The following is a 13259-nucleotide window of genomic DNA, read 5'->3' as shown; positions in this document are numbered from 1 at the left end:
TTTCCTAGGATTCGCTTGATGTCAGCATTCATAAACTAAAGAAAACGTTTTCTTTAACGGTTAGTATACTACCAATATCAAATTTCACAATAAAAGCATCCTGGATAATATCCGGCTTTGAGTAAGAAAATGAGTAATCACGTGGGTTAACGTTCGTCAAACTTTATTCATTTTATTATATGTAGTTGATGAATGAACTGATGGAATAAAAAAAGGATTCACATTTTTAGATAAATGTGAATCCAGATGGATTAATTATTTTGATAACGGGTATGAATTAGGCTTTGTTTTCTGATCCAAAGACTCTAATCCGGTCTAGGCACATGTTTTTAAGCGCGTTGGTTCCAGCCTTTAAGAAGATTCGGGGGTCATAATTTTTTCCTTCGAGGTCTTTATCAGAGTGGACGTAGTCACGCATTGCTTGGTGGAAAGCTAATTGTCCCTCAGTATTGACGTTGATCTTAGAGATTCCTAATTGAATAGCCTTTTTGATTTGGTCATCAGGAATTCCAGAGCCGCCATGGAGAACCAATGGGATTTGCTTTCCCGTATTATCATAAAGGGCTTGGTCGATCTTTTTTAGATGAGCAAAGTTGAGACCCTTCCAGTCCTTTGGATACTTACCGTGGATATTACCGATGCCAACTGCCAGCATGTCTACGCCAGTCTCGGCCATTTTGACGGCTGAATCAACTGGTGCAATTTCACCATCAGCAATTACTCCGTCCTCTTCACCACCAATGGTTCCGACTTCAGCTTCGACACTAACGTCTTCTGCGTGTGCTAACTTAATTAGGGTCTTGGTTTTTTCAAGGTTTTCGTTTAATGGTAAGGCAGACCCGTCAAACATGATTGAAGTGAACTTGATTCCAAGGGTTTTAATGGAGTCGTAGTAGTTTCCGTGATCGAGATGGATTGAGACCGGTACGGTGATGTTTAATGCATTGTGCATATCCACGATCAAATCATAGGCTAATCTAAAACTGCCCATGTAGTTGGCCGCACCAGAAGTAACCTGCATAATGACCGGTGACTTGGCTTCTTCACATGCTTCTAAGATGGCTTTCGCCCATTCGAGGTTGTTGACGTTGAATGCCGGAACGGCATAGTGTTCTTTTCGAGCTTTATCTAACATTTTAGTACTGTTTGTAATCATTTTATTTTCTCCCTTATTCCCAATTTTCTTTTTGAAACGTACTTACATTTCCGTGGACGACGTATTTTGGATTTTGATCATTAGCTTGATTGACGGCATCAATCAACTGGTTAGTTTGATTGTCATATTGGGCAATTTTAATCAAGAATGGAACTAGATCATCTTTCCAAGTCAATCGTTTATCAAATCCGTATTGGATCCACACACTGTTGGTTTTGGTGTCGTTCCAAGCACTGGCACCATGATACGGACGATCATCGATCAGAATTCCACCAACGTAGTGAACGAGACTCTTATCGTGAGTCATTGTGATTTTTTTGTAAAAGGGGCTTCCTTTTTCCTGACCAAAGTAGCGTTGAATCCACGCTACCTTATCCTGCCAAGCACTTGGATTGCTCCACGGAGCAGTAGTGAGGATGTACAAATCATAATATTTTTTTAATTGATTAACACTTTCAATCGCATTTTCGGTCGGATCAAGATCCTTAAAGATGCCGGGGATCCGATCAGGACGAGCTCCGGTTGGTAATGATTTCGCCCGTTGGTTTAGAACAGGGATGGTATTAACTAACACGTTATCCATGTCTAAAAATAATTTTATTGGTTTGTTTGCTTTCATGAAACATAAGATTCCTTTCCTTTTTGATCAATAAATTAATAATCAAAATTATTTAAGCTTGGATAATTAGAACATACCACATTATGATTAATTTGCCTCAAATGAAAATTGAGCTCAATCCAAAAAAAGACCCAAACTCATCCCTTAATTAATGAATTTGCGTCTTACAAATATTAATTCCTAAATTATCTTGCCCAATGATTGATTGGACCATATTTATGACCAACTTGGATCTCGTCTTCGATTGCGCCATCAACGTATTGTTTGGCAATCTTAATGGAATCGGCAACAGTGTGTCCTTTTGCCAGTTCAGCGGTAATGCCAGCTGAAAGAGTATCACCAGTTCCGTTTTTACGGTCGGTGGTAAAATAAGGGCCGTCGGTATTAAAATGTTTGCCGTCTTCAAGTAAAACGTAGTCAGAAACCTTGGTCTGACTAGGGTCATCATGGCGTCCTTTGACAATTACGTTACTAGCCCCCATGTCCTGCATGGCTTGAGCTGACTTTGCCATAAAGTTGGGATCGTCAACGTCTAAACCAGTCAACTTTTGCGCTTCAAAAAAGTTCGGCGTGAGGACGGTTGCCATGGGAACCAGTTGGTTTTTCATGGCGTCAAAAGCATCCGTTTCTAAAAGCATGGTACCAAATTTGGTGGTGATTACTGGATCAACCACGAGGGGACCAAAGTCATAGAGCTGATAATCTTTTACGACCGTATTAATGATGTTAGCGTCTGATAACATGCCAGTTTTAGCAGCCAAGATGTGAAAGTCATCACCGAGGTCTTTAAATTCCTGGTCAATAAAACTAGTCGGCATGTTAACACTATCGTGAATCCCATATGAATTACCCGATACACATGCTGTGATAATCGATGCCCCGTAGACCCGACGGGCAAAGAAAGTGTTTAAATCAGCTTGGACGCCAGCACTACCGTCGCTATCGCTTCCAGCAATCGTTACTGCTTGTGGATAATCTTTAGCCATTTTTTGCGTCTCCATTCTAGTTTGATTTGATTTTTACCTGTTCCATGTATTATAATACTAAGAGCTGATGTATTTAAGGAATTAGACTTAATTGGAAGGAGTTTTTCATCATGAGAATTTGTCATCCAAATGGTGTCCAAGGTCGTCGTCCGATCGACACTAAAAAACGTAAAGCAAAACAAAAAGAAGTAGCAGACTTACAAAAGTTTTTGAAGCAAAAACCTGCTAAATAATTGAACTAATTAACTTTTACTAGACGTCTGATTATTGATTTATTTTGATAATTAGTGGTCTATTTTTTTGTGCTTTTTTATTGATAACCACTGAGCAAGGTGTGATAATGATGGTGAAAATTATGGGAATGGGATGATAAAAATGGGAGTTGTAGGTTTCTAACCTAAAATGATTTTTGTAAATGAGTTCTTAATAAAGGAGACTGAAAATCATGACTGATGTAAAAATTCCCGACTATGACAAAAATAATATGCCTAAGACCACTAAAAGTGCGGTCTTAGAAAAAATGTTTGATATTGATATGAAGGACACTAAGTTAAAGAAAATGGGTCCAACTGATGTTTTGATTAAAGTTGTGGCAGTTGGAATCTGTGGTTCAGATGTTCACTACTATGACCAAGGACACATTGGTGATTTTGTGGTTAAAAAACCCTTAATCTTAGGACATGAAAGTTCTGGTGTGATTGTAGCAGTGGGTGATCAAGTAACCGACTTTAAACGTGGTGATCGAGTCGCAATGGAACCGGGTGTTCCCTGTGGTCATTGTGAGGCTTGTCGAACCGGTCATTATAACCTCTGTCCTAACATGCAATTCATGGCGACCCCGCCAGTTGATGGTGATTTAACTCAATTCATCGTTTATCCACAAGACTTTGTTTATCACATTCCTGAAAACGTTTCTTATGAAGAGGCGACTCTAAATGAGCCACTATCAGTTGGCGTTCATGCTACACAGAAATTGGGAGTTGACGTGGGATCTACTATTTTGATTTCAGGGATGGGACCAGTTGGATTGCTTGCGATCTTAGCTGCAAAGGCCCATGGTGCTGACACCATCATTGTTAGTGATACCGAGCAACTCCGACTTGATACCGCCAAGAAGCTGGGAGCTACTCATGCAATTAACATTAAAAATGCGGATGTTTTAGACGAAGTTAAGACCATCACAAATGGAACGGGCGTTGATTACGCCATTGACGCTTCAGGATCAGTTCCAGGTGAACAAACTTCACTTCACGCACTGAAGCGGGGTGGCAAAGTCGCCTACATTGGTGTCCCAACAACCGACCAAACGCCACTGGATGTTCCGTTCATGACTGACCATGAAACCACCATTATGGGGATCTTTAGATACTGTAACAACTACAAGACTGGATTAAAGATTTTAGCTAAAAACACTGATAAGGTTGATAATCTATTAACTAACTTTTATCCACTAGATGAAACGAAAGCGGCTCTTGAAAAATCAAGAACGGATAAATCGAACTCTTTAAAGGTTATCATTTACCCAAACGAGCAGCTGCGAAAATAGATTAAACTTGAGTTCTGCGTTTCTTTAGCGCAGAACTTTTTTTATTTAAAATAATTTGATAAAACAGTAGACAGCTAATTAATAACTGTGTATACTTGTGAACAACAAATTAAGTAATTCATTATTGCTGTGTAGTTCAGTTGGTAGAAACGCTTCACTGTTAATGAAGATGTCGCTGGTTCGAGCCCAGCCACAGCAGCTACAAAAAAGCACCCCTCATTTGATTGAGCGGTGCTTTTTTGTGAAATTAGTTAATCAAAAACCCAAATTCAACTCGGGACTTTTGATATTAATGCTTTTTACCCTTTTTAGCTTTTTTTGGTTTACTTTTTTTAGGTTTTGGCATTTGTCTAAGCTGGTCTTTCATGCCTTCAATTTCTTTTGCATGCTCTTGTTTCCATTCTTTGAATGAAGATCCTGAATCAGAATCGGCTGGTTTAAGGCCGGTATCTAACCAGAATAATGCTTCTGATAGACTAGGGAAATTGTGCAACCAAAGCGTCTGACCATTCTCTGAATCGAAAGCAACGTATGAGCGGGAGCGCCGCTTTAAGAAAGTATGCTTTCTAATCTTAAACGCTTCCCTTTTTCTAGTTAAGAAGTAATCTGGTAAAATGTACTTACCGGGAGTCATTAACTTGGGAAAACGTTCATTTTTTTGAGCATGACGGTCCTTGAGCATTGCTAACGCTTGATCAACTGTAATTAATTTTGCAGCTATGTCAGCCATTGTATGAATCCCCTCCTGTATGTTATTTTCGCATAAATATTACAAAATGCAAAACGATATGATTAAATGTAATAATTAATTAAGATTTTAATTCAAATGGAGCTAAAATGGCAAAGAATAAGAAGTATTACGCGGTAAAGCAGGGGAGACACCCTGGAATTTATCCGACGTGGGAACTCACTAAAAAGCAAGTTGATGGATTTTCGGGAGCTGAGTATAAAAGTTTTACAACTAAAAGAGAAGCTGGCGCGTACTTATATGGGGTTCAATTTGAAAACCATCCGGTGGAAAGTAAAGTAGGTAAACGCCCAACCATCATTGTATTTACCGATGGTGGTTCCAGAAATCACGGTAATGTTGCTGGTGGTCACGTCAAATCAAACGATAAGGCGGCGTGGGCATACCTAATTGATGCTCCGACCGGTCAGCACGTTGATTCAGGCGGTGAGTATGGGGTGACTAATAATAGAATGGAGATTATGGCACTCGTGAAAGCTTTGAAATGGTTGTTTGATCATCAGCTTAACGACCAGAGTGTTGGGGTTGTCAGCGATTCAAAATACGTTTTAAACGCCATTACTAAACACTGGATTGACGGGTGGAAAAAGCGCGGATGGAAACGTAGTGGCGGAGAACTTAAAAATAAGGAACTCTGGCAACAATTGGATGATTTATTGAAACAGTTTCCTAACATCCAATTTGGTTGGACGAAGGGTCATGCCACAAATAAAGGGAACGTCTTCGTGGACGAGAAATTGAATCAAACTATGGACAAAATGTAAATTTTCCTAATAATAAGGTTAAGACCTAAAAGGAGTGATTCAATGACGAGTGAAAGAGAAAAAATGACTAAGGGAGAATCTTATAATCAATTTGATAAAGAACTGATTAGTCGAAGGATCCTTTGTCGAAAGCAGTTGCAGGAGGCTAATAATACCCCTAATAATGAGAGGCGGAACCAACTGATTCAATCCTTGTTAAAAAAGAGCGGACCAAGATTCTTTGTTGAGACTGGGATGGAGTTTGATTATGGCTTTAATATTTACATCGGAGACAACTTTTACGCTAACTACGGATTAACGCTGCTTGATACGGCTCCAATCACATTTGGTAAAAATTGTTACATAGGTCCTAATTGTGGACTTTATACAAACGTCCACCCGTTAAACGCTAAAAAGCGAATCGCGGACGTCGAGATGGCCGCTCCCATTACCATCGGTGATAATGCCTGGTTTGGTGGTCATGTCACCATTGTTCCCGGCGTAACCCTCGGAAACAATGTGGTGGTTGGTGCTGGAGCTGTTGTTACCAAATCATTTGGAGACGATGTGGTTTTAGTCGGCAATCCAGCCAAAGTATTAAAAAAGATTGATAATAATTAGTGAATTTTACTTATTATCTTAGTTGTGTATAATGATAGTGAAAGATAAGTAATTATCATTTGTGTGACCTTTACAACGCTATGCAAGTGGCTCTATGAGCACCATACATAGCGTTTTTTGTTGTGAAAAAAGCGTTTGGAGGGATTTCTTTATTTTTAAAAAATTTAATATTGATAAATTCGTCTTTATTCCAACCTTATTAATTTTTGGAATTGGTTCAATCATTCTGATTATTGGTGGTTCCAAGTTGCAAGGAGTACTAGCGGTAGCCTTAAATTGGATCACTAATCAAATGGGATGGGCCTATATGGTGGTTTACATAATTAACTTCTTATTTTTTATGTGGTTAATCTTTTCAAAGTATGGTGCTATCCGCTTGGGTGAGCCCCACTCCAAACCAGAGTATAGTGATTTGCAATGGGGCAGCATGGTCTTTGCGACTGCAATTGATGCCAGCATTTTAATGTTGAGTATGGTGGATCCGCTTCGATACTTGCAGCATCCTCCCTTTGGGGCTAAACCATTTTCACAGAGTGCTTATAATTATGCGCACATGTTTGGTCAGTTTAACTGGGGACCAATGGCATGGATGATGTTTGCTCCGGCCACGATTGCCATTGCTTATATTCTATTTGTTAAACACGGCAAGGTACAACGCCTTAGCTCTGCCATTGATTTTATTCAAGGTGAGGCTAGGTGGAAGTATTACACCAGACAGCTAGTTGATTTTCTGGTTGTCTTTGGAATTATGGGTGGTGTTGGATCATCGGTTGGAATGGAAATTCCCATTATTTCTAATGTTTTAAGTCGTTTATTAGGGATTCCAGATAATTTGGAACTTAAAACTGCGCTCTTTGCGGTGCTATTTGTGATCTTTGCCTGGACCGTTTATAAGGGATTAAATGGTGGAATTGATCGTTTGAGTGATGCCCATATTTGGACAGCCATTATTTTCTTAGCCTTTGTCCTGTTAGTTGGTCCAACTATTTATATCTTAAGTTCAGAGACCAACAGTTTGGGACTCTTGGCTGATAAGTTTGTTTCCATGTCGACTAATACCATTCCCAATGGAACTGCGGACGTTGCCAAACTGGAAACGATTTTCTACTGGGGCTGGTGGCTGTCATACATGCCGGTCATGGGACTCTTTATTGCTCGTATTTCTAAAGGACGAACCATTCGTTCCACTTTGATTGGAATGCTTGGTTACGGTTCAGTAGGATGTTTAAGTTTTTATGCAATTCTTGGTGGCTATTCGTTATGGTTACAAAGGACCGGCCAGATTAACTTGGTTCATATTTTGAATACGCAGGGGCAGGCTGCTGTCATTACTGCTGTATTATCCAGTTTGCCCTTTAAGGTAATTGTTTTTATCGTTTACTGTATTTCGTGTTTTATCTTTCTGGCGACGACCATCTCGTCCTCAGCTTTCATTGTTTCCTCATTTACAAGTTTAGGGTTAAAGGAGGGACAGGAACCAACCCAGTTTAACCGAATGACATGGGTTGTTGTCTTTGTCTTATTCTCGTTTGGACTAGTAGTTGTCGGAGGATTTAGTACCATTCAGACCTTCTGTGCGATTGCTGGATTTCCATTAATGTTCGTATGTATCATGATATTGATATCGATTTACCACATGGTTAAAAATGATGAGGGAATCGTGCTTAAAAATAAAGCAATGGACAATCTAAGAATTAAACAAAAAAAGGAAAAGATGCGTCGTATTCATGCTAAAAAAATGGTAAAAAGTATTGAAGACGCTCAAAATGGTGCTGGTGAAGCGTCGCTACCTGATCCTAATAAAGAATAATGAGTTAATAATAATCAGTGGGTTGCTACTGATTATTTTTTTATTAAAAATCATAAAATTAATGATATGATGTTATTGAAAGGGGATGAAGACAATGGAAAAATTTAAACCATTGACATTTGAAAGGATTTTATTGACAGTTGATCCCGACGATAGTAAGTCAACGCAACGGGCTTTTCGTTACGCAGTTACTATTGCCATTAAGTTTCATGCGGCACTTGGAATTTGCTCGGTGTTAGAAAATAATGATATTAATATTTATGATTCTTTAACACCAAGTAAAATCGAAGCAAAACGGGATCATTTACGAGAAGTGGTTGGTAATTACACCGATCGAGCAAGTGACGCTGGCGTGGAGGACGTAACTCCCATTATTTCGGTTGGTGGGAACATTGACGATGAAATCTTGGATGCTATTGCTCCCAAGTTTAAGGCAGATCTCTTAATTTGTGGAGCTGATGCGACCGGTGAACACGGTAATCGTAGTATTAGTGTTAAACTGGTTAAGCAGTCTAAAATTTCAACGATTATCATTCGTTAGTCTAAAGTTTTTAATAATAGGTAGGGTAGGTAAGGGTTTTGTCAGATAAGTTAAGAGATTTTTTTAATGAAGGTACCACCGATGAGATTACTAAAAAAATGCTTGGAACGTTACTGGTTTATCATTCTCCAAAGGGGTTGATGAGCGGATACGTTACCGAAGCGGAAGCCTACCTGGGACAAAGAGATTCAGCAGCGCATGCCTATCAGGGGAAAAGGACCCCATCGAACGAAGCCTTGTATGGTGTTCCTGGCACGATTTATATCTACTCCATTCATGGTCGACTTTGTTTGGACGTTGCTGCTCAGGCTAAGGACGTACCAGAGGGAATTTTGATTCGTGGAATCGAACCTTATCAAGGGATTGACTTGATGAAACAAAATCGTAAGAAAAATGGTTTTGAATTGACTAATGGCCCGGGAAAATTAATGGATGCCTTGGGGATTTATGACAAGGATATGAACTTGATTGAGCTTGGTAACACCGCCCTTGACTTAGACATTGATCATGTGAAAGTCCCAAAAGAAGTGGTCGAATCGGGACGAATTGGGGTTAGTGACCGAGGAACTTGGACGGACAAGCCGTATCGTTTCTACGTTAAAGGGAACCCTTATGTGTCTAAGATACCTAAGCGTGATATGGATTTAAAAACATACGGATGGAAATAAGGAAGGGATGCTACTTTATGAAAGTAGCATCCCTTTAAAATTGTTTTATTTTTCATTGTACAGGTTTTTTAAACCATGAATGTCACTAAGACCAATCTGATTAGGATCAAGTGAATTATAGTAGGTGTCATTTGGGAACATGATACTTTCTTGAACGTGATTGTGCTTAAGTCCCATTGCATGACCAAATTCGTGTTCGGTTGTTAGCAATTGCTGCTTGTAAGTGTATTCCATGTTGCTCATTACCCGCGGATTGAGCGTGATTTTGGCACCTGACTGATAAGTGTGATTTTTAACGTTGACGGTTTTAGTGAGATTCAAAGTAACTCCAGCGTACCGATTGCCCTTCCAGAAGCCAGTATTACTATTGGTAGTACCAATGGTTGTCGGAACTTTGGTTTTGGAACGAATCCAGGTAAAAGCATGCGTTTTATTCCAGTTTCTGGCAGCTTGTTCAATGATAGTTTGGTACGATTGGGGAGTTCCTCTCCGAATATAGTATTTGGCGGTGGGGTGTTCATAACGAAAACCAATGTTAGGGTCAACTTTCTGATCAGCTTCAGTGGTCGAGCTCGTGAAAGAACTAAAGGTAATCATTGAAACTAATAATACCATTAGGGTTCCCACAATTTTGATTGATTTTTTCATTTTTGGTCCACCTTTCATCCCTGATTTAGTCTGAAACAAATCCATCTTAGCATAGCGAAACAGAATGGAGAACAAAAAAGAAATGGGTCCGAAATTCTTAATGATTTCGGATCCATTTTCATTACTTTTATTTTTTGAACATGTATTTAGCGTCAGCAACGTGATCCTGAGAAGTGAGAATTTTAGGACCATCTTCGGTGATTGCTAAGGTGTGTTCATATTGAGCTGAGTATGAGCCATCTTGGCTAACGTAGTAGGTCCAATCGTCTTTTTTATCATAATCATCTTTGATTTTCCAAGTACCGAGGTTAACCATTGGTTCAATGGTAATGGTCATGCCTGGTCTGAGACGCATTCCATGACCGGCAACCCCATAAGCTGGAACAGCTGGATCTTCATGAATGGAAGGCTGGATGCCATGTCCAATTAATTCTCGGACATCACCCATATGGTTTTCGTCTTCAACGTAGTGTTGAATGGCCGCACCAATGTCTCCAATTCGATTACCAACTTGAGCTTGGTCAATGCCAAGGTAAAGTCCTTTTTTAGTAACTTCCATGAGTTTCTTGATCTTGGGTGAGACTTCACCAACCGCGTATGACCAGCAGGAGTCACTTTCAAAACCGTCTTTATTGACACACATGTCAACTTTGACAATGTCGCCTTCCTTTAATTTTAAGCCCCGACGCGGGATTCCATGGGCAACTTCATTGTTGATTGAGATGCAAGTCCCATAGTTATATCCGTCAAAGCCCTTCTCTGATGGAGTAGCCCCGTGGTCGGTAATGTACTTGTCAGCGAATTCTTCAATTTCCCAAGTATCGACACCCGGCTTAATGATTTTTTTCAAACCATTGTGGACACCGGCTAGCACTGCACCAGACTCGGCCATTTTTTTAATTTCACGATCCGATTTTAAAGTAATCAAGTGAATATCTCCTTTTATTAGTTGGATAAATTGTTTTTTCTTCCATAATTAAAATTAAATAAAGCATAAAAATGATTTTTTAATTACCAAGTTTAGTTAGAATCTCACACCTCTAATATATCACTACTGGGCCTATTATTTCTAATCATAAATTAACCGACGTCTTTGTGAAAGAACATCACATTTATTTTTATAAAATTTAAAGATTGATGGGGATCGTGTTACAATATCAATTAATTAAGTGATAAATTAATAATTATTCTAAAATATGAAGCAAGATATCTGGTTTAGTTAACAAGTTGTTGTTAAAGAAGATTACTTTTTATTCTTTGAGATAAAAGAGGCGACGAGTTTGGTAGCAAAATTAAAATATGTAGGGCTTTTTCTATGCAGCATGGTTTTGTTAGTGTGCCTATTTTCCATAATTGTAAAAGCCGATGGGTTAATTGATTATTCCCAAAATAATAATACCAACGTTGGCCTAAACGTGCAGGGAAGATTTAATGTCCCAATCATCAATCCTTTTACACCAAGTGACAATTCCAACATTGGTGCTAATGGAGCGGCTGGTGAGAATAATGATCAAGATGCCGTCGATTATGTCCCCAAAGAGTTAACCTTTCAGGCTCTCAGTGACCCACATTTTGCGGATAGTCCGTTAACTTCAAGTGGATCTAGCACGTCTAAAGACGGAAGTCAGAATAACTTTGTGTTTGTCCAAGTTCATGACTTTGGTGATACCGGACCAATGGAGTTAAAGGCCACACTTGAAGCCGATGGGAATGGAAACGGGTTTGTTAACGGTGATGGAGATGCCCTTCCCGGAGCGTACATTGAATTAAAGAATACCCAACTGTTTCAATATGACATTGGGGATGCTGTGTACAATAATATCTCACAACCAGCGTCACCAGACAACATTGGAACTACCACCATTACGACTGATGCAGATGCTCCGGTAATGTTGTCGAATACTAATAATGGCCCCGCTGATCAGTCAATGACTCCGGTTGGTTCGTTTGGCGTGTATGAATTAGCATGGACGTTAGGAGATTTCCGCCTGGAAGTTCCGTTTAATAGTAATAGTTTTACTGGCTATGATAAAGTCCCTAGTCAAGATAATGAATACAACGGCACAATTGATTGGAATTATGCTCCTCAGGTTCACTAAAAAGTTAGGACACTAATTATGAAAAAGTTCGTTAAATCACTATTAATCACGCTGATTGCTTTATTTATGGTGGTAGTCTTGGCCACTTTGACGACTTCGGCTGCTAGTATGAGCAGTACGGCCCCAATCCAGGTCAAGATCGATGACAGTTATCATGTGTCACATGATAATTCATACTACCAGATTATAACTAACCAAGCACGTGATTACCCCATCGCTGTCTCGTTAACTAACTTAAGTAAAACCAACGCTTGTCAGATTAGCACCCGAGTTGATTCTGCGTCCACATCATCTAAGTTGGCGTTATTTTTTAATAATAATCAAAGTCAGTTTCGTGGATTACCCGTTAACATGCGCCAAGTAGTCTCATTTAATGAGTTAAGTGATCGTGATTTTCAGTTAGCTCCCAGGCAAACTCGGATCGTGAAAATGTCCCTTAACCTAAATAATGATAAGTTTCGCGACTTTAATGGCGAAATTCTTGGCGCAGTGACTTTTACACAAGATGCGCCGGCAGTTAAGGGTGAGATTAATAATCAATTTTCTTACACCATCCCGATTGAGGTTAGAAAAGGGAAACCGCAAGGTAGTGAGATTGAGGCAACCAAAAACGATCTCAAGAAGGATGCCGTCAAGCATGCAATGTTTACTTTTGGACTAGTAAATAAAAAACCGGCCATGTTAGATGACGTGAAGGCTAATGCAACGTTGAAGAACGTGACGTTCAATCAACTTATGACGAGTACCGACGAGATTAGAAGGGGTCAGATAGCCCCCAACAGTGAATTTGCGATCAAACAACCGCTGAATAAGCAATTATTGCCCGGTAGGTACGTTGCCACCGTTAATCTCAGTGGTAAAAATTCAGTTAATGAATCACCTAGTCACGTTAAATTACAAAGGAAATTTATCGTTAGTCCGGTTGACTACATCAGGACATTTTCAGATCGAACACTCTTGATTATGATCGGAATTATAGTTGCGTTAGTACTGATTGTCACAATTTTGGCATTTCTAGTAATATTTAATCATCGAAAACACAAGATGTAAGTCTTAAATCGGGGGGGAATGAAC

Annotated in this window: 15 protein-coding genes and 1 tRNA gene; 10 read left to right on the top strand and 6 right to left on the bottom strand. The window is 39.4% G+C overall.

Annotated features, from left to right (window positions below; all coding sequences use genetic code 11):
- Nucleotides 1–277 precede the first annotated feature (277 nt).
- The 3 genes from fba to thiD form a co-directional block, all read right to left on the bottom strand.
- Nucleotides 278–1156 carry a class II fructose-1,6-bisphosphate aldolase gene (gene fba / locus AC6UDB_RS00940; protein ID WP_500693449.1) on the bottom strand — a complete coding sequence of 293 codons (879 nt, stop codon included), beginning with the start codon at nucleotides 1154–1156 and terminating at the stop codon, nucleotides 278–280.
- A gap of 13 nt (nucleotides 1157–1169) precedes the next feature.
- Complete coding sequence (locus AC6UDB_RS00935) at nucleotides 1170–1775, bottom strand: 5' nucleotidase, NT5C type (protein WP_500693450.1); 606 nt, start codon at nucleotides 1773–1775, stop codon at nucleotides 1170–1172.
- Between the two features lie 185 nt (nucleotides 1776–1960).
- Nucleotides 1961–2761, bottom strand: coding sequence for a bifunctional hydroxymethylpyrimidine kinase/phosphomethylpyrimidine kinase (gene thiD / locus AC6UDB_RS00930; protein ID WP_500693451.1), 801 nt, complete (start codon nucleotides 2759–2761; stop codon nucleotides 1961–1963).
- 110 nt (nucleotides 2762–2871) lie between these two features.
- Between thiD and AC6UDB_RS00925 the strand changes: the two genes are divergently transcribed.
- The 3 genes from AC6UDB_RS00925 (at nucleotide 2872) to AC6UDB_RS00915 (ending at nucleotide 4506) form a co-directional block, all read left to right on the top strand.
- Nucleotides 2872–2994 (top strand): hypothetical protein, encoded by a 123-nt coding sequence (locus AC6UDB_RS00925; RefSeq protein WP_010022570.1) that lies wholly within the window; start codon nucleotides 2872–2874, stop codon nucleotides 2992–2994.
- Between the two features lie 212 nt (nucleotides 2995–3206).
- Nucleotides 3207–4307, top strand: coding sequence for an NAD(P)-dependent alcohol dehydrogenase (locus AC6UDB_RS00920; protein WP_500693452.1), 1101 nt, complete (start codon nucleotides 3207–3209; stop codon nucleotides 4305–4307).
- Nucleotides 4308–4432: 125 nt separating this feature from the next.
- Nucleotides 4433–4506, top strand: a tRNA-Asn gene (locus AC6UDB_RS00915).
- A 90-nt stretch (nucleotides 4507–4596) separates the two neighbouring features.
- On the opposite strand, the gene AC6UDB_RS00910 is transcribed toward AC6UDB_RS00915, so the two are convergent.
- Nucleotides 4597–5037, bottom strand: coding sequence for a hypothetical protein (locus AC6UDB_RS00910; protein WP_500693453.1), 441 nt, complete (start codon nucleotides 5035–5037; stop codon nucleotides 4597–4599).
- Between the two features lie 107 nt (nucleotides 5038–5144).
- Here AC6UDB_RS00910 and AC6UDB_RS00905 point away from each other — a divergent pair, with 107 nt between their 5' ends.
- The 5 genes from AC6UDB_RS00905 (at nucleotide 5145) to AC6UDB_RS00885 (ending at nucleotide 9438) form a co-directional block, all read left to right on the top strand.
- On the top strand, nucleotides 5145–5819 hold the full coding sequence (locus AC6UDB_RS00905) for a ribonuclease H family protein (protein WP_500693454.1): 675 nt from the start codon (nucleotides 5145–5147) through the stop codon (nucleotides 5817–5819).
- Nucleotides 5820–5861: 42 nt separating this feature from the next.
- Nucleotides 5862–6419: a sugar O-acetyltransferase gene (locus tag AC6UDB_RS00900; RefSeq protein ID WP_500693455.1), complete on the top strand. Its 558-nt coding sequence runs from the start codon at nucleotides 5862–5864 to the stop codon at nucleotides 6417–6419.
- Nucleotides 6420–6513: 94 nt separating this feature from the next.
- Nucleotides 6514–8229: a BCCT family transporter gene (locus AC6UDB_RS00895; RefSeq protein WP_500706273.1), complete on the top strand. Its 1716-nt coding sequence runs from the start codon at nucleotides 6514–6516 to the stop codon at nucleotides 8227–8229.
- A 94-nt stretch (nucleotides 8230–8323) separates the two neighbouring features.
- Entirely contained in the window at nucleotides 8324–8770 is a 447-nt protein-coding gene (locus tag AC6UDB_RS00890; protein ID WP_500693457.1) for a universal stress protein, read from the top strand.
- A 38-nt stretch (nucleotides 8771–8808) separates the two neighbouring features.
- A complete protein-coding gene (locus AC6UDB_RS00885; RefSeq protein ID WP_500693458.1) occupies nucleotides 8809–9438 on the top strand; it encodes a DNA-3-methyladenine glycosylase in 630 nt (209 codons plus the stop codon).
- A 45-nt stretch (nucleotides 9439–9483) separates the two neighbouring features.
- Here AC6UDB_RS00885 and AC6UDB_RS00880 read toward each other — a convergent pair whose 3' ends face one another.
- On the bottom strand, nucleotides 9484–10086 hold the full coding sequence (locus AC6UDB_RS00880; RefSeq protein ID WP_500708890.1) for a matrixin family metalloprotease: 603 nt from the start codon (nucleotides 10084–10086) through the stop codon (nucleotides 9484–9486).
- Nucleotides 10087–10213: 127 nt separating this feature from the next.
- Nucleotides 10214–11014, bottom strand: a complete 801-nt coding sequence (gene map, locus AC6UDB_RS00875; protein ID WP_500695297.1) for a type I methionyl aminopeptidase — start codon at nucleotides 11012–11014, stop codon at nucleotides 10214–10216.
- Nucleotides 11015–11366: 352 nt separating this feature from the next.
- Between map and AC6UDB_RS00870 the strand changes: the two genes are divergently transcribed.
- Nucleotides 11367–12185 carry a hypothetical protein gene (locus tag AC6UDB_RS00870; protein WP_500708889.1) on the top strand — a complete coding sequence of 273 codons (819 nt, stop codon included), beginning with the start codon at nucleotides 11367–11369 and terminating at the stop codon, nucleotides 12183–12185.
- Between the two features lie 18 nt (nucleotides 12186–12203).
- Nucleotides 12204–13235 (top strand): WxL protein host-binding domain-containing protein, encoded by a 1032-nt coding sequence (locus AC6UDB_RS00865; protein WP_500708888.1) that lies wholly within the window; start codon nucleotides 12204–12206, stop codon nucleotides 13233–13235.
- The last annotated feature ends 24 nt before the right edge of the window (nucleotides 13236–13259 follow it).

This window comes from Fructilactobacillus sp. X3R2C1, from assembly GCF_059901235.1.
The sequence above is the reverse complement of the archived record's forward strand: the minus strand, read 5'-3'. Positions and strand labels throughout refer to the sequence as shown.

Excerpts from the sequence above, each read along its gene's own strand:
- fba (WP_500693449.1), bottom strand. The coding sequence starts at position 1,156 with ATGATTACAAACAGTACTAAAATGTTAGATAAAGCTCGAAAAGAACAC.
- AC6UDB_RS00935 (WP_500693450.1), bottom strand. The coding sequence starts at position 1,775 with ATGAAAGCAAACAAACCAATAAAATTATTTTTAGACATGGATAACGTG.
- AC6UDB_RS00910 (WP_500693453.1), bottom strand. The coding sequence starts at position 5,037 with ATGGCTGACATAGCTGCAAAATTAATTACAGTTGATCAAGCGTTAGCA.
- AC6UDB_RS00880 (WP_500708890.1), bottom strand. The coding sequence starts at position 10,086 with ATGAAAAAATCAATCAAAATTGTGGGAACCCTAATGGTATTATTAGTT.
- AC6UDB_RS00865 (WP_500708888.1), top strand. The coding sequence starts at position 12,204 with ATGAAAAAGTTCGTTAAATCACTATTAATCACGCTGATTGCTTTATTT.
- AC6UDB_RS00895 (WP_500706273.1), top strand. The coding sequence starts at position 6,514 with ATGAGCACCATACATAGCGTTTTTTGTTGTGAAAAAAGCGTTTGGAGG.
- AC6UDB_RS00890 (WP_500693457.1), top strand. The coding sequence starts at position 8,324 with ATGGAAAAATTTAAACCATTGACATTTGAAAGGATTTTATTGACAGTT.
- thiD (WP_500693451.1), bottom strand. The coding sequence starts at position 2,761 with ATGGCTAAAGATTATCCACAAGCAGTAACGATTGCTGGAAGCGATAGC.
- AC6UDB_RS00925 (WP_010022570.1), top strand. The coding sequence starts at position 2,872 with ATGAGAATTTGTCATCCAAATGGTGTCCAAGGTCGTCGTCCGATCGAC.
- AC6UDB_RS00905 (WP_500693454.1), top strand. The coding sequence starts at position 5,145 with ATGGCAAAGAATAAGAAGTATTACGCGGTAAAGCAGGGGAGACACCCT.
- AC6UDB_RS00920 (WP_500693452.1), top strand. The coding sequence starts at position 3,207 with ATGACTGATGTAAAAATTCCCGACTATGACAAAAATAATATGCCTAAG.
- AC6UDB_RS00900 (WP_500693455.1), top strand. The coding sequence starts at position 5,862 with ATGACGAGTGAAAGAGAAAAAATGACTAAGGGAGAATCTTATAATCAA.